This window comes from Terrabacter sp. Root181, assembly GCF_001428505.1.
Lineage (GTDB): Bacteria > Actinomycetota > Actinomycetes > Actinomycetales > Dermatophilaceae > Terrabacter.
This window is the reverse complement of the sequence record NZ_LMHU01000010.1, coordinates 197,327-218,906: the sequence shown is the minus strand read 5'-3', so window position 1 is coordinate 218,906 and position 21,580 is coordinate 197,327. Positions and strand designations below refer to the sequence as shown.

Genomic DNA, 21,580 nt, shown 5'->3' with positions numbered 1-21,580 from the left:
ACCCGTCGGGGTACGTTCGACGCGTGGCAGTGGCAGCACGTGCGGCGATGACGCCGCGACAGTCCGGCACCCCGAGGGGTCGCGCGAAGGGCCCTCGAGGCTTCCTCGCGGCCGTCGGGGAGGTGGCCGGTGCGCTGCTGACGCCCACCGGGATCGCCGGTGCGGCCCTCGAGGCGTCGTGGATGGGCCTGCACCTCGGGCTCTACCCGCTCGGGCTGCTCGGATCGCGCGCCAGCGACCGCCGCCAGGGCTACCGCCTCGGGCACCTCCCGCCGAGCCAGCGTGGGCTCGCGATCCAGAACGTCGAGGCCGCCGAGACCCCGATCCTGCTCGTGCACGGCATGGTCGACAACCGCTCGATCTTCACCGTCCTCCGACGGGGTCTCGTCCGGCGCGGCTTCGGGCGCATCGAGACGATCAACTACTCGATCTTCACGGGCGACGTGCGGTCCGCTGCGGCCGCCCTCGGCGCCGAGGTCGAGCGCATCGTCGAGGAGACCGGCTACGAGCGGATCCACGTCATCGGCCACTCGATGGGCGGCCTCATCGCGCGCTACTACGTGACCCGCCTCGGTGGCGACCAGCACGTGCACACGCTCGTGACCCTCGGCACGCCCCACCAGGGCAGCTACCTCGCCTACACGTGGAACAACGGACTGACCCGTCAGCTGCGACCCGGCAGCGCCCTGATGGACGAGCTCGCCGGACCGGTCAAGGAGTGCCAGACCCGGTTCCTCGTCTACTGGTCCGACCTCGACCAGGTCGTCGTCCCCCAGCGCAACGCCGCCCTGCACCACGACGACCTCAACGTCCACAACATCGCCTTGCGCGGGGTCGGCCACATGAGCCTGCCCATCACGAGCAGCGTCGTGCACGGCATCTCGACGGCCCTGGCCCACCTCGACACCTCGGGCGCGACGGTCACCCCCGGCGTCAGCGCGCTGGGCAGCCGGCGCACTAGCACGTCGACGGCCCGCCGTGGTGGCGCCACGGGGCGTGTCGCCCCCACCCGCTGACCGCGCCACACCCGGGTCACGCCGTTCTGACAATGTGCGCAGATCGGCCTGTGCAAATCCTCCTCCAGGCCCTCTGGATGCCCTAGTGTCGACCGGAGTCGCGACCCTCCACCGCGACGCCGGGACGTCCAGAAACGTGGCGTGATTTTGGATAACGAAATGGTCACGTTAGGCTGGCGGCTCGCAATCTGTGACCGATAGGTATCTCTTTCGTGCCCAAAACCAGCTACACCGGCCGGCACAGGCCGGCAGCCAAGCCTTCACGGGGTCGACAGTTCGTCGTCCCCGTTGCTCTGCTCTCCTCGACCGTCGCCGGTGGCCTCGTCATCCGCGACGCCGGCGCGAGCGCGCTCAGTCCCGAAGCGGCTGCCATGAAGAACGTCTCCAACTCGGTCGCCGGTCTCGGGCTCGCCGCAGACCCGGACGCCGTGGCCGCGGCCGCCGCCAACCGGTCCGGCGCACGCTCGTCCCGCGACATGGCCCGCGACGCCAAGACGCTCATCATCAGCGCGACCACGTCCGCCGAGGAGACCGCGGCCCAGGCCCGGGCCGCCGCGGAGAAGGCGGCTGCCGACAAGGCCGCCGCGGCCAAGGCGAAGGCCGCGGCCGCCGCCAAGGCCAAGGCAGCGGCCCGCGAGCGCGCCATCGCCAAGGCGCACCGCTGGGTCTCCCCCGTCTCCGGCTACACGCTCACGTCCGGCTTCGGCTTCCGCTGGGGCAAGATGCACCCCGCCCAGGACCTCGCGTGCCCCACGGGCAGCGCGGTCCACGCCCTCTCGAGCGGCACCGTCGTCTTCGCCGGCTGGTCCAACGAGGGCTACGGCAACATGGTCAAGATCCGCTACTGGGACGGCACCGTCTCGTGGATGGCGCACAACAGCCGCCTGCTCGTCTCCGTCGGTGAAGAGGTCTCGCCCGGCCAGCTCGTCGCCTACAGCGGCAGCACCGGCAACTCGACCGGCCCCCACGTGCACCTCGAGATCCACCCCGACGACGGCGCCGCCGTCGCCCCTCGCACCTGGCTCGCCAAGCGCGGCGTCTACCTCTGACCGAGGTCCCCTCGCGACACGACGCCCGTCCCTCCCGGGACGGGCGTCGTCGCATCTGCGGGTCCGACCAGCGTGGTCGAGCCGTCGGCCTTGGTGCGCGTATGCCGTTGCGCCACAACGGCGCTCACGCGGGCACGCCACCGCGCCACACGGCATACGCCATCGGCGGGCAGACCGGGAGGCCGACCGGGAGCGACCGGACGGCGCCGCGTCAGAGCTTGACGAGGGGGGCGTAGCGCAGCAGCAGGCGCTTCGTGCCGGTGTCGGCGCCGAAGTCGACGTGGGCCATCGACTTGTCGCCGTCGCCCTCGACCCGCACGACCGTGCCGAGACCGAAGGAGTCGTGGCTGACCCGGTCGCCCGACTGGAGGGCGATGACGGGTCGCTTGCCGGCGCTGCGGACGCCGGGCCGGGCCGCGAGCGTGGCCACTGCCGGCCGGTCGGAGCCGCGGGCACCGCTGAACGACGGGCCGAGCCGCTGCCAGTCGAGCAGGTCGCCCGGGATCTCGTCGAGGAAGCGCGACGGAGGGTTGTACTGCGGCGCACCCCAGGCCGACCGGACGGCCGCGCGCGAGAGGTAGAGACGCTCGCGGGCCCGGGTGATGCCGACGTAGGCGAGGCGGCGCTCCTCCTCGAGCTCCTTGGGATCACCGAGGGCGCGCAGGTGCGGGAAGGTGCCGTCCTCCATGCCGGTGAGGAAGACGACGGGGAACTCGAGTCCCTTGGCCGTGTGGAGCGTCATCAGGGTGACGACGCCCTGCGCCTTGGCCTCGGGCTCGTCGGGGATCTCGTCGGCGTCGGCGACGAGCGAGACCTGCTCGAGGAACTCCTCGAGCGCCCCCGCCGGGCCGACGTCCTCGGGCTCGACACCGGGCGCCAGCTCGCCGCCGGACTCCTGGAGCTCGGTGGCGCGGCGGTCGTCGTACTCCTGCGCGACCGCGACGAGCTCGGCGAGGTTCTCGACGCGGGTCTCGTCCTGCGGGTCGTGGCTCGCGCGGAGCTCGGCGAGGTAGCCGCTCTCCTCGAGCGTCATCTCGAGCAGGGCCGCGATGCTGTCGTCGGCCTCGTATGAGGTCCGGAGCTTCTCGAGCAGTGCCGTGAAGCCGTGGATCGCCGCGACCGACCGGGTGGCGATGCCCGGGGCGTCCTCGGCGCGACCGAGCGCCGCGACGAACGGGATGCGCTCGCGCTCCGCGAGGGCCGCGACGCACGCCTCGGCACGGTCGCCGATGCCCCGCTTGGGGGTGTTGAGGATGCGGCGGAGGTTGACCGTGTCGGTCGGGTTGGAGACGACCCGCAGGTAGGCCAGCGCGTCCTTGACCTCGCGCCGCTCGTAGAAGCGCGTGCCGCCGACCACCTTGTAGGGCAGGCCGACCCGCACGAGCACCTCCTCGATGGCGCGGCTCTGGGCGTTGGTGCGGTAGAAGACGGCGACGTCGCCGGGCTTGACCCCGTGGTCGGCGAGGTCGTCGATCTCCTTGGCGACGAAGGCGGCCTCGTCGTGCTCGTTGTCGCCGACGTAGCCGGTGATCATCGCCCCGTCGCCGGAGTCGGTCCAGAGGTTCTTGGCCCGACGCCCCTCGTTGCGGGCGATGACGGCGTTGGCGGCCCGGAGGATGCGCGAGGTCGAGCGGTAGTTCTGCTCGAGCAGGATGGTGCGCGCGTCGGGGTAGTCGTTCTCGAACTCGAGGATGTTGCGGATCGTCGCGCCGCGGAAGGCGTAGATCGACTGGTCGGAGTCGCCGACGACGCACAGCTCGGCCGGCGGCACGGCGTAGGCGCCCTCGGGGCCCCTGACCTCGCCGACGAGCTCCTTGATGAGCTGGTACTGCGCCTGGTTGGTGTCCTGGTACTCGTCGACGAGCACGTGGCGGAAGCGGCGGCGGTAGTACTCGGCGACGTCGGGGAAGGCCTGCAGGACGTTGACCGTCATCATGATGATGTCGTCGAAGTCGAGGGCGTTGGCCTGGCGCAGCCGCCGTTGGTACTGGGTGTAGGCGTCGGAGACGGTGCGCTCGTAGTGGTTGCCCTCGGTGACCTGCGAGGCGTAGGTCTCCTCGTCGATGAGCTCGTTCTTGAGGTTGCTGACCTGGGCCGAGAAGCCGCGCGGCGGGTAGCGCTTCGGGTCGAGGTCGAGGTCGCGCAGCACGAGGCTCATGAGTCGCTGGCTGTCGGCGGCGTCGTAGATCGAGAAGGTCGACTTCATGCCGACCTTGGCTGCCTCGCGGCGCAGGATGCGCACGCACGCCGAGTGGAAGGTCATGACCCACATGGCCCGGGCCCGGGGGCCGACGAGCGCCTCGACGCGCTCGCGCATCTCGGCCGCGGCCTTGTTGGTGAAGGTGATGGCGAGGATCTGGCCCGGCTGCGCGCCGCGTTCGCCGAGCAGCCACGCGATGCGGTGGGTCAGCACGCGGGTCTTGCCGGAACCGGCGCCGGCGACGATGAGCAGGGGCGTGCCCTCGTGGACGACCGCCTCGCGCTGCTCGGGGTTGAGGCCCTCGAGCAGGACCGCGGGGTCGAGGTCGGCGCGACCCTGCTGGGCGGTCTCGACGCCGCCGCGGGCTGCGGCCTCGGCCCACGTGGGGACGCCCTGCTCGGTGACGTCTGCGCCACGCCCGGGGCGCCCGGACCCGCCGGAGGGCGCGCCCTGACCGTGCTCGAAACCGGGGATGGGGAGGTCGTCGAAGAGCGTGCTCATGATCGACCAAGCCTACGTCGAACCACCCACAGCACCCGACCACGACGCACAGCCCCGCGCGCCGGGAGAGGATGGCGGCGTGAGCGACTTCCAGATCCGTGAGGCGTCGGCTGCCGACGTCCCCGACCTCATCCGCCTCGTCCGGGGGCTCGCCGCCTACGAGAAGGAGCCGGAGTCGGCGACGGCGACGCCCGAGCAGTTCCGCGAGGCGCTCTTCCCCGACCGGGGCGACCCCACGGCATACGCCCTCGTGGGGGTGCGGGAGGGCGCGGTCGTCGCCATGGCGATCTGGTTCCGGAGCTTCTCGACGTGGACCGGCCGGGCCGGCATCTGGCTCGAGGACCTCTTCGTCGACCCCGAGCAGCGCGGCCACGGCCTCGGCAAGGCGTTGCTGGCCCGGCTCGCCGCGACGTGCGTCGAGCGCGGCTGGACCCGGCTCGAGTGGTCGGTGCTCGACTGGAACACACCCTCGATCGACTTCTACCGCGCCCACGGCGCCCGCTCCCTCGACGACTGGACGACCTTCCGCCTCGACGGCGACGCGCTCTCGCGACTGGCGGGCCCGTAGGTGACGCGCCCTCCGCGGCGGATGGGTCCGGCCGACGTCCTCTGGCTCAACATGGACCGCCCGACCAACCTCATGGTCATCGTGTCGGTCGTCCTGCTCGAGTCGGTGCCGGACTGGGACCGCGTGCTCGACGTGGTCCGGGAGCGGATCATCGAGCCCTACCCCGTCTTCAGCCAGCGTGCGCGACTCCCTCGGGGCCTCACGGGGCACCGGTGGGAGGACGACCCGGACTTCGACCTCGAACGCCACGTGCGCCGGGCGACACTCTCGGGGGCGGCGACCACCGCTGCCGCGGACGCCGAGCTGCAGGCCTACGTCGAGGACCACCTGCCGCGCCCCTTCGACCGCTCGCGGCCGCTCTGGGAGGTCCACCTCGTCGACGGCCACGGGTCCGGTGCCGCCCTCGTCTTCCGCATCCACCACGCCCTCGCCGACGGCATCGCCCTGACCCGGGTGCTGCTCGGACTGACCGAGGACGCCGACGGGCTCCCCGGTGACCTCGTCGGGCCCCAGGCCACCACCGACCTCGCGACCTCGCCCCTCGCGACGGCCGCCTCGTCCGACGCCGTCGCCTCGGGCCTCCGACTGGCTGGGAATGCCACGCGCGCGGGATGGGATCGCCTGCGCTCCAAGGGCGCCCGAGCCGCGCTGACGGAGGCCGCAGGACTCACGCTGCGCACCGGCCAGGTCGTCTCCGACCTCCTGCTGACCACGAACCCGACCAGTGCCGTCGGAGGCGTCCCCGGCCACCGCAAGCGTCTCGTGTGGACCGAACCGCTGCCGCTCCCGGGGCTCAAGCAGGCGGGACGGCTCGTCGGGGCGACGCTCAACGACGTGCTCCTGAGTGCCGTGGCCGGCGCTCTGCACGACTACCAGGACGAGCGGGGCCGCGAGCCCGTCGACCTCGTGACCATGGTCCCGGTCAACGTCCGCCCCCTCGACCAGCCGCTGCCCCGAGAGCTCGGCAACCGCTTCGCCCTCGTGTTCCTGCGCTTCCCGAGCCGCGACGCGACGCCCCTCGGGCGCCTCGCGCTGTCGAAGGCGCGGATGGACTGGCTCAAGGCGTCGCCCGAGGCAGCCCTCACCTTCGCCCTCATCTCCGTCATCGGCCGTGTCCCCGCGGCGGTGGAGCGCCGGGTCGTGGACTTCTTCGCGGACAAGGCGATCGGCGTGACGACCAACGTCGCCGGCCCGCGGGACGTCCGCTACCTCGCCGGAGTCGCGGTCACCGGCGTGCTCGGCTGGGTGCCCGGCTCCGGCCGGCACACGCTCGGCTTCTGCATCGTCACCTACGACGACGCCGTGCGGATCGGCATCATGGCCGACGAGTCCGTCGTCCCCGACCCCGAGTCGCTGCTCGCGGCGCTCGAGGACGAGGTGGCGCTCCTCGTGCGCATCGGTGATGCCGGGTCCGGTGGGCCGACCGCCCCGAGACGGAGACGACCACGGTCGTAGGGTGGCGAGCATGAACCGAGCGACCAGCGTCTTCGTCTCCGAGCCCGGCGACCGCAGCGTCCTGCAGGTCCGCGACCACGACCTCCCCGACCCCGCCGAGGGCGAGGTCCAGGTCGAGGTGGCCGCCGCCGGCGTCAACTTCATCGACGTCTACAAGCGCCAGGGCGTCTACCCCGTGACGACGCCGTTCGTCCTCGGGGAGGAGGGCGCCGGCACCGTCACCGCCGTCGGCGCGGGCGTCACCGACGTCTCCGTCGGTGACCGGGTCGCGTGGTGCCAGTCGAGCGGCAGCGAGTCCACGCTCGTCAACAAGCCTGCGCACCTCGTCGTCCCCGTCCCCGACGGCGTCGACCTCGAGGTCGCGGCCGCCGCCATGCTCCAAGGCCTCACGGCCCACTACCTCGTCACGAGCACGTATGCCGTGGGCCCCGGTGACATCGCCCTCGTGCACGCCGCGGCGGGCGGGGTGGGGCAGCTCCTCGTGCAGATGGTGACGGCCCGCGGCGGGACCGTCGTCGCGACGGCCGGGTCCGACGAGAAGCTCGAGATCGCCAGGGCGCTCGGTGCCCAGCACCTCGTCAACTACTCGACCGTCGACGACCTGGCGGGGGCGGTCCGGGACGCCGCCGGACGCGGCGTCGACGTCGCCTATGACGGCGTCGGGAGGTCGACGTTCGACGCGTCCCTCGCCTCGCTGCGGCCGCGCGGCATGATGGTCCTCTTCGGCGGCGCGAGCGGCCAGGTGCCCCCCTTCGACATCCAGCGACTCAACAGCAGCGGGTCACTCTTCCTCACGCGGCCGACGCTCGCGCACTACGTCGCCGAGCGCGCGGAGTACGAGTGGCGCGCCGGCGAGGTGCTCGGGGCCGTGGCGGACGGGTCGCTCGCGATCGCAATCGGCGGACGCTACCCGCTGACCGAGGCGGCCACGGCCTACGACGCGCTCGAGGGCCGCCGCACGACGGGCAAGCTCATCCTGGTGCCCGGCGCATGAGCCGCACGCTCTTCCGGCACGACCGCATCTGGACCGGCGCCAGTGAGAACCCTTGGACCGAGGCGCTGCTCGTCGAGGACGGCCGCGTCGTGGCGATGGGTGCCGAGGCCGTCGGGACGGCGTCCGGGGCCGAGACCGTCGACCTGCCGGGCGCCCTCGTCATGCCGGGACTGCACGACGCCCACATCCACACCGAGTGGCTCTCGCGCGACCTGTCCTCCGTCGACCTGCGCGAGGCGCGGTCGCTCGAGGAGACGCTCGAGCTGGTGCGTGCGCACGCCGAGGGGCTCCCCGATGGCGAGCTGCTGCACAGCGGTCGCTGGAACCACAACCGCTGGGCCGTCCCCGAGCAGCCCGACCGGCATGCCCTCGACACCGTCTCGGGCGACCGGGTGGCCGCACTGTCGAGCGTCGACGGCCACACCATCTGGGCCAACTCCCTTGCGCTGCAACAGGCCGGGATCACCCGCGACACTCCCGACCCGGTCGGCGGCGAGATCGTGCGCGACGCCTCGGGCGAGCCGACGGGCATCCTCCGCGAGTCGGCCCAGCGGCTGCTCGACGTCATCCCGCGCGAGGAGTCACCGCTGCGGCCGTGGCTCGAGCGCTGCCAGGACTGGCTGCTCTCCGTCGGCCTCACGAGCATCACCGACATCGACGGCGAGGACGCTCGCGCGGCCTACGCCGAGCTGCACGCTGACGGAGCGCTCCGGCTGCGCGTCACGAAGTGCACGCGCGACCCCGACCTCGAACTCGCGATCTCGGAGGGACGCCGCTCGGGACAGGGTGACGACGTCTTCCGTGTCGGCCCGGTCAAGTTCTTCAGCGACGGCGCCCTCGGCTCGCACACGGCCCACATGACCGAGCCGTTCATCGGACACGAGGGCTGCGGCATCGCAGCGATGCCCTACGACGTGCTCCTCGAGCGCACCATGCTGGCGGCCCGCAACGGCCTCGACGTCGTGACCCACGCCATCGGCGACGAGGCCAACCGGCTCGTCCTCGGCACGTTCGAGGCCGTCCGCGCGGACGGCCTCGACACGCTGCTGCGCATCGAGCACGCCCAGCACGTGCTGCCGGTCGACGTCCCCCGCTTCCGGGCCCTCGACGTCGTCGCCTCGATGCAGCCGACCCACTGCACGGCCGATCTCGACCTCGCCGACGAGATCATCGGCCCGCGCCGGCTCGCGTCGTACGCGTGGCGCACCTTCCTCGACGCCGGCGTGCGCGTGGCGTTCGGCTCGGACGCGCCGGTCGAGGACCCGAACCCCTTCTACGGCCTCCACGCCGCGGTCACGCGGCAGCGGGCCGACGGCCAGCCGCTGGGCGGTTGGCGCCCGGAGGAGCGGGTCACGCTCACCGAGGCCGTGCACGCCTTCACGGTCGCCGCGCACGAGTCGGTCGGACGCACCGACGTGGGGCGCCTCGTGCCCGGCCAGCTCGCCGACCTCGTCGCGGTCGACCGCGACCTGTGGGCGCTCGAGGAGTCGTCACCGTCCGACATCCGCGACACCGTGGTGCTCCAGACCTGGGTCGGCGGCGAGATCGCCTACCAGCGCTCCTGACGACACGGCATACGCCCGGCTCCTTCCGAGGGCCACCAGGGGGCCGACCGACGACCGTTGGTCTCCGACACCCCGCGACACGCCGGCACGACACGCGGCTGGCGCGGTCAGGCACGACCAACGGTCGTCGGTCGGCGGAGGGCACCTCGGCGGCGCACCAGGTCGCCGCCCGACCTCAGGTCCTGCCGAGAGGCCGCGCGGCGCAGGACGGACGCGACCCACTCCTGCTGGAACATCGCCTGCACCCACGAGACCCGGATGACGAGCCAGTCGTCGAGGACCAGCTCGTCGTAGCGCCAGCAGTCCGCGTCGATGGCCCGTTGGCTCGTGTGGAACTCGTGGCTGTCGCCCTCGACGACGAGGCGCAGCTCGCGGTCGACGAGGTCAGGGCGGATCCGACGACCCCCGACGCGCAGGCGCACCTGCGGTGCGAGACGCAGCCCCGGGACCTCGAGCGAGATGGCCCGGATGACCGACTCGAACGCGTTGGCCGGACGGTCGCTCGCGAACCACGCCACGTCCAGCGCCGCATCGCGGCCGCGGCCGGGTAAAGCGTCAGCGGCCCGCATCAGGTCAGCCTGGGTCACCAGCCGCGACCTCAGGGCCGAGTCCGCGACGGCGAGGGCCTCGTCGAAGGGCAGCGTCGTGGCACAGTCCGTCACCGTGCGGAGCGGGGTCGTGCGCACTGGTCGACCTCGGCAGGCGAGAGTCGCTGCCATCGGATCCGAGCGCGAGCCTGGTCATCGGGGCTGACGTTGCGGCCTCGGGGCACGACGAGCTCGGGACGGTCCGGCGACGTCTTGATCGACCAACCATAGGAGGCCGCAGCGCTCCGAAGCCCTACGACGGCGGTGAGCCGATGCGCCTCCGCCCAGGCGCCGTCCACCGCGCTCGGGAGCAGGTAGCGTCCCCGGGACACCCGACGGATCAGACCGGTGCGGAGTGCTTGGTCGAGGGCTTGCCGTCCTGCAGCGGCCTTGAGCTGACCGTGGCTGGCCACTCCCCCGAGACGGTCCATCGCCGTGAGGATCTCCATCTGGGCAGAGTGGCCGACGCCGAGCCGCCTGCGCCGTCGTCATCCACAGCCGACCGACCACCATTGGACTCCGATACCCGCGACACGCCGGCACGACACGCGGCTGGTGCGGTCAGGCACGACCAACGGTCGTCGGTCGTCGGTCGTCGGTCGGCGGCGTCGGCGTCGGCGTCGGCGGCCGACCGCTCGATCAGCCGGGGACGACGGCGAGCAGGAGCGTGGCGAACCACGTGAGCCCGCCGACGACGAGCAGGAAGACACCGATCACCGCCATGTTGCCGGCGCCGTCGGCGCGCGACATCCGGCCCCGACGCCGACCGGCCACGACGAGCGCAAGCCCGACGACGACCCAGACAAGACCGATCAGCAGACCGGCGAGAACGCCTGCGTTCCAGCGCATCTCAGCGTCTCCGGGCCCGGTCGAAGACGTTCACCAGAGGACGGCGACGAGCACGTTGACCACCGCGGCACCACCGGCGATGTCGAGCAGGTTGCCGGTGTCCTGCCCCTTGCGACCGCGCGCGGCACCGATCTCTGCGGCGACGAGGACGACGAGCGCGATGACGAGCTTGACCGCGATCTTCGTGTTGTCGACCGTGTGGTCGTCGTCCTTGATCGCCGACGCGATGCCGACGAGGGCGAGACCCGTGACGAGCTGTGCCCGGGCGCCCCAGACGATCGGCGCGATGACGGTGCGGCCGCTGCGGACGGCGATCCAGCCTCCTACGACCGCGGCCATGCCGAGCAGGTGGAGGGCGACGAGGAGGTTGTAGACGAGGTCCATGGCCGACATCCTACGGAGCGTCGTACTTCACGCGACCCGGCCCCTCCCCCTCACGACCCGGGCGGGACCGCGAGCTCCTGGAGGGCGGCCAGGCGCCGCCATGACGACGTCAGCGGGTAGTCGCCGATCCGGTCGAACGGCACCCAGCGCGCGTCGGACGTCGTGCCGCCGACGTCGTGGATGACGACCGCCCCGGGCTCGGGACACGTTGCGGCATAGACGATCCGGACCGCATGGAAGTCCTCGAGCCCTCCGGACGGGGCACGCCCCACCCAGTGCTGCGACTGGACCGTGAGCAGCTCGCCGAGCTCGATGCGCTGGCCCGTCTCCTCCCACACCTCGCGATGGACGCCGTCGACGGGCGACTCGCCGTCGTCGAGGCCGCCGCCGGGGAGCCCCCAGTCCCCCGGCACGTGGGTCCGGGCGTTGAACTGCGTCAGGAGCACCCCGCGCTCGCTCGTCACCACCGCGTAGGCAGCGACCCGCTGGAAGGGGTCGCCCACCTCGTCGTCGCCGACGCCGGCGTCGCGACGCACCGCCTCGGCCCGAGGGCGTATGCCGTCCAGCTCGCGCACGCGGTAGCCGAGCTCGAGCGCCCCGTCGGCCACCACGGTCGCGAAGACCGGCGTCTCGACGAGCCAGCCCGCGGCGCCGAGGACGACGTCCGGGTGCTCGCCGTGCCCCAGCCGCGACTCGGCCACACGGGAGCCGTCCGGCCGGACGGCGACGACACGGAGCCCACCGGGCACGTTCGTCCTCATCGCCGAACCAGCCCGACGGCCCGTTCGTACTCCGCCACGGTGAGCGCCGCGACACGCGACCACTCCTGGTCGGGCGGGTGCTCGACGTTGAACCGGCGGAGCCGGGCGACCTCCCCGGGGTCCGCGGCAAGGCGTGCAATCGCGTCGGTCATCTCCGAGTCGCTCGACACGACAAGGCCGTTCACACCATCGGTGACGAACTCCCCGACGCCGGAGCCAGACCGGCCGATGACCGGGAGCCCAACGGTCCGGGCCTCGAGGGCTGCGATCCCGAACGACTCGAGGCGGGCAGGTGACAGGTAGACGTCGGCGACGGCATACCGCTCGCGCAGCTCGTCGCGCGACACGCGTCCCGGGAGGGACACCCAGTCGAGGCCGTGCTCGCGCACGAGGGTCTCCACCTTGCGCCGGTCGGGCCCCTCGCCCAGCACCGTCAGCGAGACCGACCCCGGCCCGGCCCTGCGCTCGGCCTCGGCGACGAGCCCGACGAGAGCAGCCGGCCTCTTGCGGGCCGCGAGCCGCATGGCGGTCACGAGTCGCAGCCGCCCGGGCTCGCGCACGAGAGGACCGACGGCCCAGCGCGCGACGTCGATGCCGTTGGGCAGGACGCCCACGGATGCGTCCGGCCCGACGAGCCGACGCAGCGGTTCGGCGGCGACGTCGGAGACGGCCGACATCGCGACGCCCCGCGACGCCCAGCGCCGGACGAAGCGGGCCGCGTCGAACACCGGCGCCATCCCGGCGAGCATGCAGTGCCACGTCATGGCGGTCGGCAGACCGAGGCCCACCGTGACCCGCGTGGCGTCCCACGCGAACGGCGAGACGACACCGGTCTGCACGTGGGCGACCTCGAAGCCACCGGCGGTCAGCCGTCGACGCAGCTCGGCCGGGGCGAACGGGTTGATCGGCAGCTCCCACGGCATCCGGGCCGCCATCCGGTGCACGGGCACGCCGTCGACGACCGTGACCGCACCGTGCATCTCACCGTTGGCGCCTCGGGTGGCGGTGAACACCTCGACCTCGTGGCCGGCCGCCTGCAGGTGCTGCGCGAGGTCGTGCGTCTGGACCTCGATCCCGCCCAGTCGGGGCAGGTAACAGTCGGAGAGGAGCGCCACCTTCACGGAAGACACTGTGCCATGGGCCAAGATGGGTGACTGTGCCGCACACCCTCCTGGCCTTCCACGCGCACCCCGACGACGAGGCCCTGCTGACCTCGGGGACGATGGCGCGCGCCGCCGCCGAAGGCCACCGGGTCGTCGTCGTCGTCGCGACGGACGGTGAGCTCGGTCTCGCCGCCACGGAGTTCACGGGCGACGGAGCCCTCGCAGCGACCCGCATGGACGAGCTCCGGGCGAGCGCAAAGGCCCTCGGCGTCGCCCGCGTCGAGCACCTCGGCTACGCCGACAGCGGCCTCGGTCCCGAGGTGGCCCCCGACCCGCCCGGAACGACGCGCTTCGTCCGCGCCGACGTCGAGGAGGCCGCCCGGCGACTCGCCGCGATCCTGCGCGAGGAGCACGTCGACGTGCTCCTCCACTACGAGCCCAACGGCGGCTACGGGCACCCTGACCACAAGCAGGTCCATCTCGTCGGCAGCCGTGCCGCAGAGCTCGCGGGCACGCCGAAGGTGCTCGAGGCGACGGTCCCGCGGGACACCATCTGCCGGGCCATCGACCTGGCCGCCAAGGTGTACCGCTTCCCGCCCGAGTTCGACCGCTCGAGCTTCGACCGCGCGTTCTCGGCCCGCAGCGAGATCACCCACCGCATCAGCGTCCGCCGCCACATCGCCGCCAAGCGCGCCTCGATGCGCGCCCATGCCTCGCAGGCCAGCGCCGACGGCGGCGCCGACCGCACCCTGGCGGCCTTCCTGCGGATCCCCCGCCCGCTCTACGACCTCGTCTTCGGCCGGGAGTGGTTCGTCGACCGGTCGGCCCGACCGGGGGACCCCATCCGTCGCGACGTCTTCGACGGGCTCGACTGACGCGACACGTGGCCTCTCGACGGTGGGAGGCGGCGCGACGTGGCCTCTCGACGGTGGGAGGCGGCGACACGTGGCCTCTCGAGGGTGTGACGCCCGTCCCCAACGCGTTCCGCGCCCTCACGAGCGGCGGATCATGGAGGGGTGACCTGGTGGCGCGGCCGCTCACCTGCGGTCTTCTTCGTCACGTCGGCCATGCTGCTGGCCGGCGGTGGGATCGCCGCCGTGGTCGGGTCCGACGAGGTGGCACGGGCCCTGTGGGTCGCCGCCACCGTGCTCGGGCTCGCACTCTCCCTGGTCTGGACGGTGCGCTCGGTCGCCGAGCGACGCCCCACGGTCGACGTCATCGCCGTCCTGGCGCTGGCGGGCGCGCTCTGGGTGGGTGAGGAGTTCGCGGGCGCCATGGTCACCCTCATGCTCGCGAGCGGTCGCCTGCTCGAGGCCCGTGCTGCGGCGCGCGCGGACCGGGAGCTGCGCCTGCTCGTCGAGCGGACGCCGCGGACAGCCCGGCGGCGCACCGGCGACCGCGTGGACGGCATACCGGTGGAGGAGGTCGTCCCGGGTGACGTGCTCGTCGTCGGCACGGGCGAGGTCGTGCCGGTCGACGCTCGACTGCTCTCGAGTGGCACGTTCGACGAGTCGGCCCTGACGGGCGAGCCGATGCCTGTCGAGCGCCCGAACGGCGACGACGTCCGCAGCGGGGTGGTCGCCGTCGGTCCTCCGGTCGACGTCGTGGCCACGTCGTCGGCCTCGGACTCGACCTACGCCAACGTCGTCCGGCTCGTCGAGCAGGCGCAGGCGACGTCGGCCCCCTTCGTGCGCACGGCCGACCGTTTCGCCGTCCTCTTCGTCCCGCTGACGCTGGCGCTCGCCGGGGCCGCTTGGGCCGTCTCCGGCTCCCCGCTGCGCGCCGTCGCCGTCCTCGTCGTCGCGACCCCGTGCCCGCTCCTGCTCGCCGCCCCGGTGGCGATCATGTCGGGCCTGTCCCGTGCATCGCGCATCGGCGTCGTCGTCAAGGGTGGCGCGGCGCTGGAGGCCCTCGCGGCCGGCGAGGTCGTGCTCTTCGACAAGACGGGCACGCTCACCCACGGCCGGCCGGAGCTGGCATCCGTCGTCGTCGCCCCCGGCGCCCCGCCCGCCCCGGAGGTCCTGCGCCTCGCGGCCTCCCTCGACCAGGTCTCCCCCCACCCGCTCGCGAGCGCCCTCGTCGGGGCCGCCCGCGGCCGCGGGCTCGACCTCGTGCTCCCCACGGACGTCCAGGAGGTGCACGGCTACGGCCTCGAGGGCGTCGTCGGTGGGACACGGGTCCGGCTCGGCAAGGCTCGGTGGATCGTCGGCGACAGCGACCCGGCGTGGCTGCGGCAGGTGCGCCGCCGGGCCGCCCTCGACGGGTGCCTCACGGTCTTCGTCGCCGTCGACGGCACTCCGGCCGGCGCCTTCCTGCTCGAGGACCCGGTGCGCGCGGACGCACCGCGCATGGTGTCGGCCCTTCGCGAGGTGGGGATCCGCCGGACCGTCCTGCTCACCGGCGACCGCGCCGACATCGCCGAGACCGTCGGCCGGATCGTCGGAGTCGACGCCGTCCTCGCCGACCGCGACCCTGCCGACAAGCTGGCCGCCATCCGCGACGAGTCGGCAGCGGCGCGGACCGTCATGGTCGGCGACGGCGTCAACGACGCACCCGCCCTGGCCGCAGCCGGAGTGGGCGTCGCCCTCGCCGCCCGTGGCGCCACCGCGTCGTCCGAGGCCGCCGACGTCGTGCTGACGGTGGACCGGGTCGACGCCGTCGCCGACGCGATCCTCATCGCCCGGCGGTCCCACCGGATCGCGATGGAGGCGGTGGTCGTCGGGATGGGTCTCTCGCTCGTGGCGATGGTCGCGGCCGCGGCCGGCCTCCTTCCGCCGGCAGCGGGTGCCGTGCTCCAGGAGGGCATCGACGTGCTCGCGATCGGCATCGCCCTGCGCGCGCTGCTCCCGAGCCGCCTGCACACCGTGCCGATGTCGGCCGAGGACGTGGCGACGGCCCGCCGTCTGCGCGTCGGGCACGACGCCGCGATCGCGGCCGTCGAGCAGGTCCGCGCCGTCGCCGACGGGCTGCACACGCGTGACTGCGACCTCCGCCCGGCGCGCGCGCTCCTCGACCGCCTGGAGGTCGAGCTGATCCCGCACGAGCGCGCCGACGAGGCGGAGCTCATGCCACTCGTGGCCCGGGCGCTCGGCGGGCCGGCGACGACGACCATGCGTCGGACGCACGCCGAGATCGAGCACCAGGTCTCGCGGCTGCGGCGCCTGCTCGACGAGCTCGAGCCCGGGGCCGTCGCACCTGAGGACGTCACCGAGCTGCGCCGGCTGCTCTACGGCCTCTATGCCGTGTGCCGCCTGCACAACAGCCAGGAGGAGGAGGGTGCCTTCGCGCTCGTCCCCGCGGGTCCGGTCACGACCGCTCCTGCCCGCCGCGGCGGTCGGCACCGTGCGCCGCGCTGATGCCTCGCGAGCACGGTGGGCGTATGCCGTGTGGCTCGGGCGCGCGCCCACCCGCCCGCCCGCTCCCGCCATACTGGTCGTGCCGCGCCGCGCGGCGGCAGGCGTGGAGCGGAGGCTCGGATGACGGCGGGACTGGAGCACACGTGGGTGGCCCACTACGCCGAAGGGGTTCCTGCCGAGATCGACCCACCCGTCTCCTCGCTCGTCGACCTGCTCGCCGACGCCGTGGCGACGTACGCCGACCGACCGGCGCTGGAGTTCTTCGGCGCCGAGCTGACCTACACCGAGCTCGGGCGCCGAGTCGACCTGGCGGCCGAGGGTCTGCGGCGACTCGGGGTCGACGCGGGCGACCGGGTGGCACTCGTGCTGCCGAACTGCCCCGAGCACATCGTCGCGTTCTACGGGGTGCTCCGGCTCGGCGCCGTCGTCGTCGAGCACAACCCGCTCTACACCCCGACCGAGATGGCCCACCAGTTCGCCGACCACGGCGCGACCGTCGCGATCGCCTGGGACCGGATGGCTGCGTCCATCACCTCGCTCCCCGGTGTCCCGCACGTCGTCGCCGTCGACATCACGGCGTCCATGCCCTGGACGAAGCGGATCGCCCTGCGACTGCCCGTCGCCCGGGCCCGGGCCCTGCGCGCCCAGCTCACCGGACCCGCGCCGGGCACCACACCGTGGTCCGACCTCGTCGGCCACGGCCCCGTCGACCCCTCGACTCCGCTGCCGTCCGTGGGAGACCTCGCCGCGATCCAGTACACGAGCGGCACGACCGGTGTCCCCAAGGGCGCGATGCTCAGTCATCGCAACCTCATGGCCAACGCCGCCCAGGGCCGCGCGTGGGTGCCCGGCCTGACGCCGGGGCAGGAGGTGGTCTACGCCGTGCTGCCGATGTTCCACGCCTACGGCCTCACGCTGTGCCTGACCTTCGCGATGAGCATGGGTGCACGCCTCGTCCTCTTCCCGCGGTTCGACGTCGAGCTCGTGCTCGAAGCAGCGAAGAGACACCCACCGACGTTCCTGCCCGCCGTGCCGCCGATCTACGAGCGCCTCGCGACCGCCGCACGCGAGCGCGGGATCGACCTGACGGCAACGCGGTTCGCGATCTCCGGCGCCATGGCGCTACCGCGGGAGACGCTCGAGCTCTGGGAGGACGTGACGGGCGGCCTGCTCGTCGAGGGCTACGGCCTCACCGAGACGTCGCCCGTGGCGATCGGCAACCCCATCGGCAGCGAGCGTCGGCCGGGCGCGGTCGGCGTTCCCTTCCCGAGCACCGACATCCGCGTCGTCGACCCCGAGGACCCGACCCGGGACCGCGCCCCCGGCGAGCGGGGCGAGCTGCTCATCCGCGGACCGCAGGTCTTCGGCGGCTACTGGGGCAGGCCCGACGAGACCGCCGCCGCCCTGCTCGACGGTGGCTGGTTCCGCACCTGCGACATCGTCGTCGTCGACCCCGAGGGCTTCGTCTCGATCGTCGACCGCATCAAGGAGATCATCATCACCGGCGGCTTCAACGTCATGCCGTCGGAGGTCGAGGCCGTGCTGCGCACCGTGCCGGGCATCACCGACGCCGCGGTCGTCGGCCTGCCCAGGCACGACGGCAGCGAGGACGTCGTGGCGGCGGTGACGACCGAGCCGGGGGTCGAGCTCGACGTCGAGGCCGTCCGGGCCCGCTGCCGGTCGGACCTCGCCGCCTACAAGGTGCCGCGACGTGTCGTCGTCGTCGACGAGCTGCCGCGCTCGCAGATCGGCAAGGTCCTGCGCAAGCAGGTGCGCGACTCCCTCATCGAGAGCTGACGCGCCGCCGCCTCGACGCCGGACGGCATACGAAAAGCCTTCAGGCAGAAGGTGTCTCGAAGACGATCGCCATGGGCGTCTGCTCGGACCCCTGGCCGAGCGGGTTGTCCGCGAACATCGCCTCGTAACGCTCCTTGGGACCCGGCGCGTCCTTGCCGAGGACGTTGCGACCGATGTCGTTGGCGTCCATGACGACCGTGCCACCGAACGTGTCTCGGTAGGCCTCGGGCACCCGCGCACGGATCGCCGCCGAGAGGTGCGCGGCGACGTCGTCGGGATCCTTGGGACCGAGCTTCGCCGACACGTTGGCCGGGTAGACGGAGTACTCGGTGGGGCCGTCGATGGCACGGATGTCGCCGCCGACGAGGTCGTAGAAGAGGCCTCGCCTGCCGAGCACCTTGCCGACCGCACCGCCGGCCGAGGCGAAGAGCACGCGCGGCAGGCCGGCCTCCTCGATGGCGAGCTGCATCGTGAAGGGTGACCCGAGACCGATGCCGGCGGGGGTGCGCGTGACGTAACGGCTCAGCAGCCGCGCCGGGCGACCGACCTTGATGTCCCAGATGAAGTAGGACCGGCCCTGCGTGATGGCGACGATCTTCTCGGAGATGAAGAAGTACCAGCGGCCCCCCGTCGCGGCGGCATGGTCGGGGACCGCCGTGGGCAGGCCTGCGAAGAAGCGCTCGATGTAGCCGAGCGTCCTGGCCTCGAGGTCGTCCTCGCGGGAGTAGAGGTCGGTGCGCAACGGGTAGCGGCGCACGGCCGTGCCGTCGGCGGTCACGAGGTCGAGCTGCTTGCGGGCGTTCGGCTCGTAGTCGGTCTTGACGTGCGGGGTCTGCCCGGCGTGCTCGGGCTCGCGCTCGTCGAAGAACTCCTGGAGCCACAGCTCGAGGTTGAGCATGCGCCAGACCGTCATCGAGTCGATCGAGTTCGTGCCCTTGATCCAGCCCTCGAAGGCGTGCAGCACGGCCGTCTGGTCGAAGTAGGGCCGGTTGGCGAACGACTCGGAGAGGAACTCTCCGTAGATGTGGTTCTTGAGGCGCATGAACCACTCGCCCTGCGGGGTCGTCGCGCCGACCTTGTCGCGGCGGTCGACGACGGAGGCGGGCAGCAGCCCACGCATCGCGTCACGGAGCACCCGCTTGCCGACGCCGTCCTTGACGAGGGCGTCGTCGCTCAGACCGAAGACGAAGCGCACGAGGTCACGGTCGACGAACGGCATGCGCACGGCGACGCCGAAGCGGCGGGCGTTCTTGTCGGTGTAGCGAAGACGCGCCGGCAGCGAGCCGGCGAAGACGTCGTCTGCGAGTCGGGCCCGGAGGTCGGCCCGCTCGACGTCGTAGCCCTCGGAGGCGTGGGTGCGCGCGAAGTCGGCGTCGAGCAGCGACGTCACCGGCACGTCCTTGCGACCGTGCAGCCGGTCGCCGATGAGCGGTCGCCCACGTCGGTAGAGCACGTCGATCGAGTGGCCGAGCTCGGTCGCGGCGCTCGCCACACTGTGGCTGCGCAGCCCGCGAAGGTGGATGAGGTGGTGTGGGCCGAAGCCCGCCAGCGTCTCGTCGCCGCCATGACCGTCGAGCACGACCGTGTCGCGCTGAGCCGCGTCCCGCAGCACGCGGTACTGCGTGTAGGCGCCGGTCGAGACGAGCGGCTCCTCCTGGGTGCGCACGAGGTCGCGCAGGTCCTTCTTGAACTCCGTCGGTGTCGGCTCGATGCGGTGCTCCTGCACGCGGTCGCCGAGGACAGCCACGACGGCGTCGATGTGTGCGCGCTCGTCGTTGCGCGACCCCGGGTAGATCGCGGACCACGTGTCCTGCGCCTCATGGGCCGACCGACCCGGCTCGTGCTCGACGACGTCGAGGAGTGCCGCGATGGCAGCCGAGTCGAGCCCGCCGGACAGGGAGGTGCCGACGCGCCCCGAAGAGGTCGCGCGACGGCGTACGGCCGCGGTCAGGAGCGTGCGGAACTCGTCGGCGACCGCCGGGGAGTAGGCCCGGGGCGAGCGCGAGAGGGCCGTCAGCTCCTCCCGCAGCCTCGTATAGGGACGTCGCTCGAGACCGCCCGGCACGTCGGCGCCGAGAGTCACGACCTCGCCTGCGCCGACGCGCTCGATGCCGGCGAAGAAGGTCGACCGGCCGTCGTCGTGCACGCGGAAGCGTAGGTAGCGGTAGATGGTCCGGTCGTCCGGCTGCCGCTCGTGCAGGCCGCTGTCGAGGATGCCGCCGATCTCGCTCGCGACGAGCCAGCCCTCACCGGCCCGTGCCACGTAGAGGGGGCGCACGCCGAAGTGGTCGCGCGCGAGCGTCATCCGCCGCGTGTCGCGGTCCCAGACCGCGAGGGCGAACGCACCGTCGAGCCGGTCGAGGCCGTCGGTGCCCCATTCGGTGAAGGCGGCCAGGACGACCTCGGCGTCGCTGCCAACCCCGAAGTCGTGGCCGAGGGTCTCGAGGTCGGCGCGCAGCTCGGCGCGGTTGTAGAGCTCGCCGTCGAGGGCGAGCGTGAACCGCCCACCGCGGGCCACGGCGAGCCGGGCGACTCCGTCGGTCTCGGAGTCCCCGACGGCCCGGAGCGGACGCGCCTGCCGGACCCCGAGGCCTGCGTCACCGTCCCGTGCGGTCGCCGCGGCGCCCGAGCCCGGGTGCGTGGCAAGCAGTCGGTCGAGCAGGGCCTCGTCGGCGTGGACACCAAGGTGTCCGGCGATTCCGCACATGAGTTCCACCCTAGTTGGACCCGCGGGGAGACCCGACCCCGCTCCGGTCGGCGGACCCCACCCCACCCACCTGACCAACCGTCGCCGCCGGTGAACCGATCGACGGCCGACCGTCGTCCTCGCAAGGGGGTTCTCTCTCCCGTCCACCCAGCCAGGAGTCCGACATGCACGCGATCTCTCGTACCGCAGCCTTCCTCGCCGGTGCCGTCATCGGCGTCTCAGCCCTTGCCGCCACCTCGAGCGCCTCGGCCGACGCCGGCGGCGTCCCGCGCAGCGACATCCTCCGGGCCCCGCTCCAGGGCAGCCAGCTCACCGACCCGCCGCTCTTCGGGCTCGTCCGGGGTGGCGCACCATGGGTCATCTCGGAGGGCACGGCCCGCCTGCGCGCCGACGGCGACCTCTCGGTGGACGTCGAGGGCCTCATCATCCCGACCCGGGGTGACAACCCGCTCGCGACCCTGTCGGCCACCGTCGTGTGCAACGGCAAGGACCTGCGCATGACGGATCCAGTGCCCTTCAGCAGCGCGGGTGACGCCGTCATCGAGACCCATGTGACCCTCCCGACACGGTGCCTGGCCCCCGCCGTCCTGCTCAACCCGCTGAGCAACGGCGGGACGTACATCGCTGCCACCGGCCGCTGACCGTCGAGAGGCCACTACGGCCCGCCCCACTTCAGTCGAAAGGTCAC

The 21,580-nt window shown here is 72.8% G+C and carries 17 protein-coding genes; 10 read left to right on the top strand and 7 right to left on the bottom strand.

Annotated features, from left to right (window positions below; genetic code table 11):
- Positions 1-23 precede the first annotated feature (23 nt).
- The gene (locus ASD90_RS20995) at positions 24-1,016 is read left to right on the top strand and encodes a triacylglycerol lipase (protein WP_235506849.1); all 993 of its coding nucleotides are present in this window, start codon (positions 24-26) and stop codon (positions 1,014-1,016) included.
- A gap of 212 nt (positions 1,017-1,228) precedes the next feature.
- Positions 1,229-2,065 (top strand): M23 family metallopeptidase, encoded by an 837-nt coding sequence (locus tag ASD90_RS20990; protein WP_056760823.1) that lies wholly within the window; start codon positions 1,229-1,231, stop codon positions 2,063-2,065.
- A gap of 211 nt (positions 2,066-2,276) precedes the next feature.
- On the opposite strand, the gene pcrA is transcribed toward ASD90_RS20990, so the two are convergent.
- Positions 2,277-4,766, bottom strand: a complete 2,490-nt coding sequence (gene pcrA / locus ASD90_RS20985) for a DNA helicase PcrA (protein WP_056760820.1) — start codon at positions 4,764-4,766, stop codon at positions 2,277-2,279.
- Positions 4,767-4,845: 79 nt separating this feature from the next.
- On the opposite strand from pcrA, the gene ASD90_RS20980 reads away from it, so the two are divergent.
- From ASD90_RS20980 to ASD90_RS20965, 4 genes are read left to right on the top strand one after another with little or no spacing between them, the layout of a single operon-like run.
- Positions 4,846-5,334, top strand: coding sequence for a GNAT family N-acetyltransferase (locus tag ASD90_RS20980; RefSeq protein ID WP_056761158.1), 489 nt, complete (start codon positions 4,846-4,848; stop codon positions 5,332-5,334).
- A complete protein-coding gene (locus ASD90_RS20975; protein WP_157623244.1) occupies positions 5,335-6,789 on the top strand; it encodes a wax ester/triacylglycerol synthase family O-acyltransferase in 1,455 nt (484 codons plus the stop codon).
- Between the two features lie 10 nt (positions 6,790-6,799).
- On the top strand, positions 6,800-7,783 hold the full coding sequence (locus tag ASD90_RS20970; RefSeq protein ID WP_056761155.1) for a quinone oxidoreductase: 984 nt from the start codon (positions 6,800-6,802) through the stop codon (positions 7,781-7,783).
- Entirely contained in the window at positions 7,780-9,348 is a 1,569-nt protein-coding gene (locus ASD90_RS20965; RefSeq protein ID WP_056760811.1) for an amidohydrolase, read from the top strand. The genes ASD90_RS20970 and ASD90_RS20965 overlap by 4 nt, the downstream gene beginning before the upstream one ends.
- 107 nt (positions 9,349-9,455) lie before the next feature.
- Here the strand turns inward: ASD90_RS20965 and ASD90_RS24065 are convergent, their stop codons facing one another.
- The 5 genes from ASD90_RS24065 to ASD90_RS20935 form a co-directional block, all read right to left on the bottom strand.
- Positions 9,456-10,034: a hypothetical protein gene (locus ASD90_RS24065; RefSeq protein ID WP_056760808.1), complete on the bottom strand. Its 579-nt coding sequence runs from the start codon at positions 10,032-10,034 to the stop codon at positions 9,456-9,458.
- A 540-nt stretch (positions 10,035-10,574) separates the two neighbouring features.
- Positions 10,575-10,784: a hypothetical protein gene (locus ASD90_RS20950; protein ID WP_056760803.1), complete on the bottom strand. Its 210-nt coding sequence runs from the start codon at positions 10,782-10,784 to the stop codon at positions 10,575-10,577.
- 30 nt (positions 10,785-10,814) lie between these two features.
- A complete protein-coding gene (locus ASD90_RS20945) occupies positions 10,815-11,168 on the bottom strand; it encodes a hypothetical protein (RefSeq protein WP_056760800.1) in 354 nt (117 codons plus the stop codon).
- A 50-nt stretch (positions 11,169-11,218) separates the two neighbouring features.
- Entirely contained in the window at positions 11,219-11,929 is a 711-nt protein-coding gene (locus ASD90_RS20940; protein WP_056760797.1) for an NUDIX hydrolase, read from the bottom strand.
- On the bottom strand, positions 11,926-13,050 hold the full coding sequence (locus ASD90_RS20935; protein ID WP_056760794.1) for a glycosyltransferase family 4 protein: 1,125 nt from the start codon (positions 13,048-13,050) through the stop codon (positions 11,926-11,928). The genes ASD90_RS20940 and ASD90_RS20935 overlap by 4 nt, the downstream gene beginning before the upstream one ends.
- Positions 13,051-13,085: 35 nt before the next feature.
- Here ASD90_RS20935 and ASD90_RS20930 point away from each other — a divergent pair, with 35 nt between their 5' ends.
- The 3 genes from ASD90_RS20930 (at position 13,086) to ASD90_RS20920 (ending at position 18,185) form a co-directional block, all read left to right on the top strand.
- Complete coding sequence (locus tag ASD90_RS20930) at positions 13,086-13,907, top strand: PIG-L deacetylase family protein (protein ID WP_056760791.1); 822 nt, start codon at positions 13,086-13,088, stop codon at positions 13,905-13,907.
- Between the two features lie 141 nt (positions 13,908-14,048).
- Entirely contained in the window at positions 14,049-16,388 is a 2,340-nt protein-coding gene (locus ASD90_RS20925) for a heavy metal translocating P-type ATPase (RefSeq protein WP_056760788.1), read from the top strand.
- Between the two features lie 120 nt (positions 16,389-16,508).
- Positions 16,509-18,185: a long-chain-fatty-acid--CoA ligase gene (locus tag ASD90_RS20920; RefSeq protein WP_056760785.1), complete on the top strand. Its 1,677-nt coding sequence runs from the start codon at positions 16,509-16,511 to the stop codon at positions 18,183-18,185.
- Positions 18,186-18,225: 40 nt separating this feature from the next.
- Here ASD90_RS20920 and ASD90_RS20915 read toward each other — a convergent pair whose 3' ends face one another.
- The gene (locus ASD90_RS20915; RefSeq protein WP_056760783.1) at positions 18,226-20,892 is read right to left on the bottom strand and encodes an asparagine synthase-related protein; all 2,667 of its coding nucleotides are present in this window, start codon (positions 20,890-20,892) and stop codon (positions 18,226-18,228) included.
- A 164-nt stretch (positions 20,893-21,056) separates the two neighbouring features.
- Between ASD90_RS20915 and ASD90_RS20910 the strand changes: the two genes are divergently transcribed.
- On the top strand, positions 21,057-21,533 hold the full coding sequence (locus ASD90_RS20910; protein ID WP_056760779.1) for a hypothetical protein: 477 nt from the start codon (positions 21,057-21,059) through the stop codon (positions 21,531-21,533).
- Positions 21,534-21,580 lie beyond the last annotated feature (47 nt).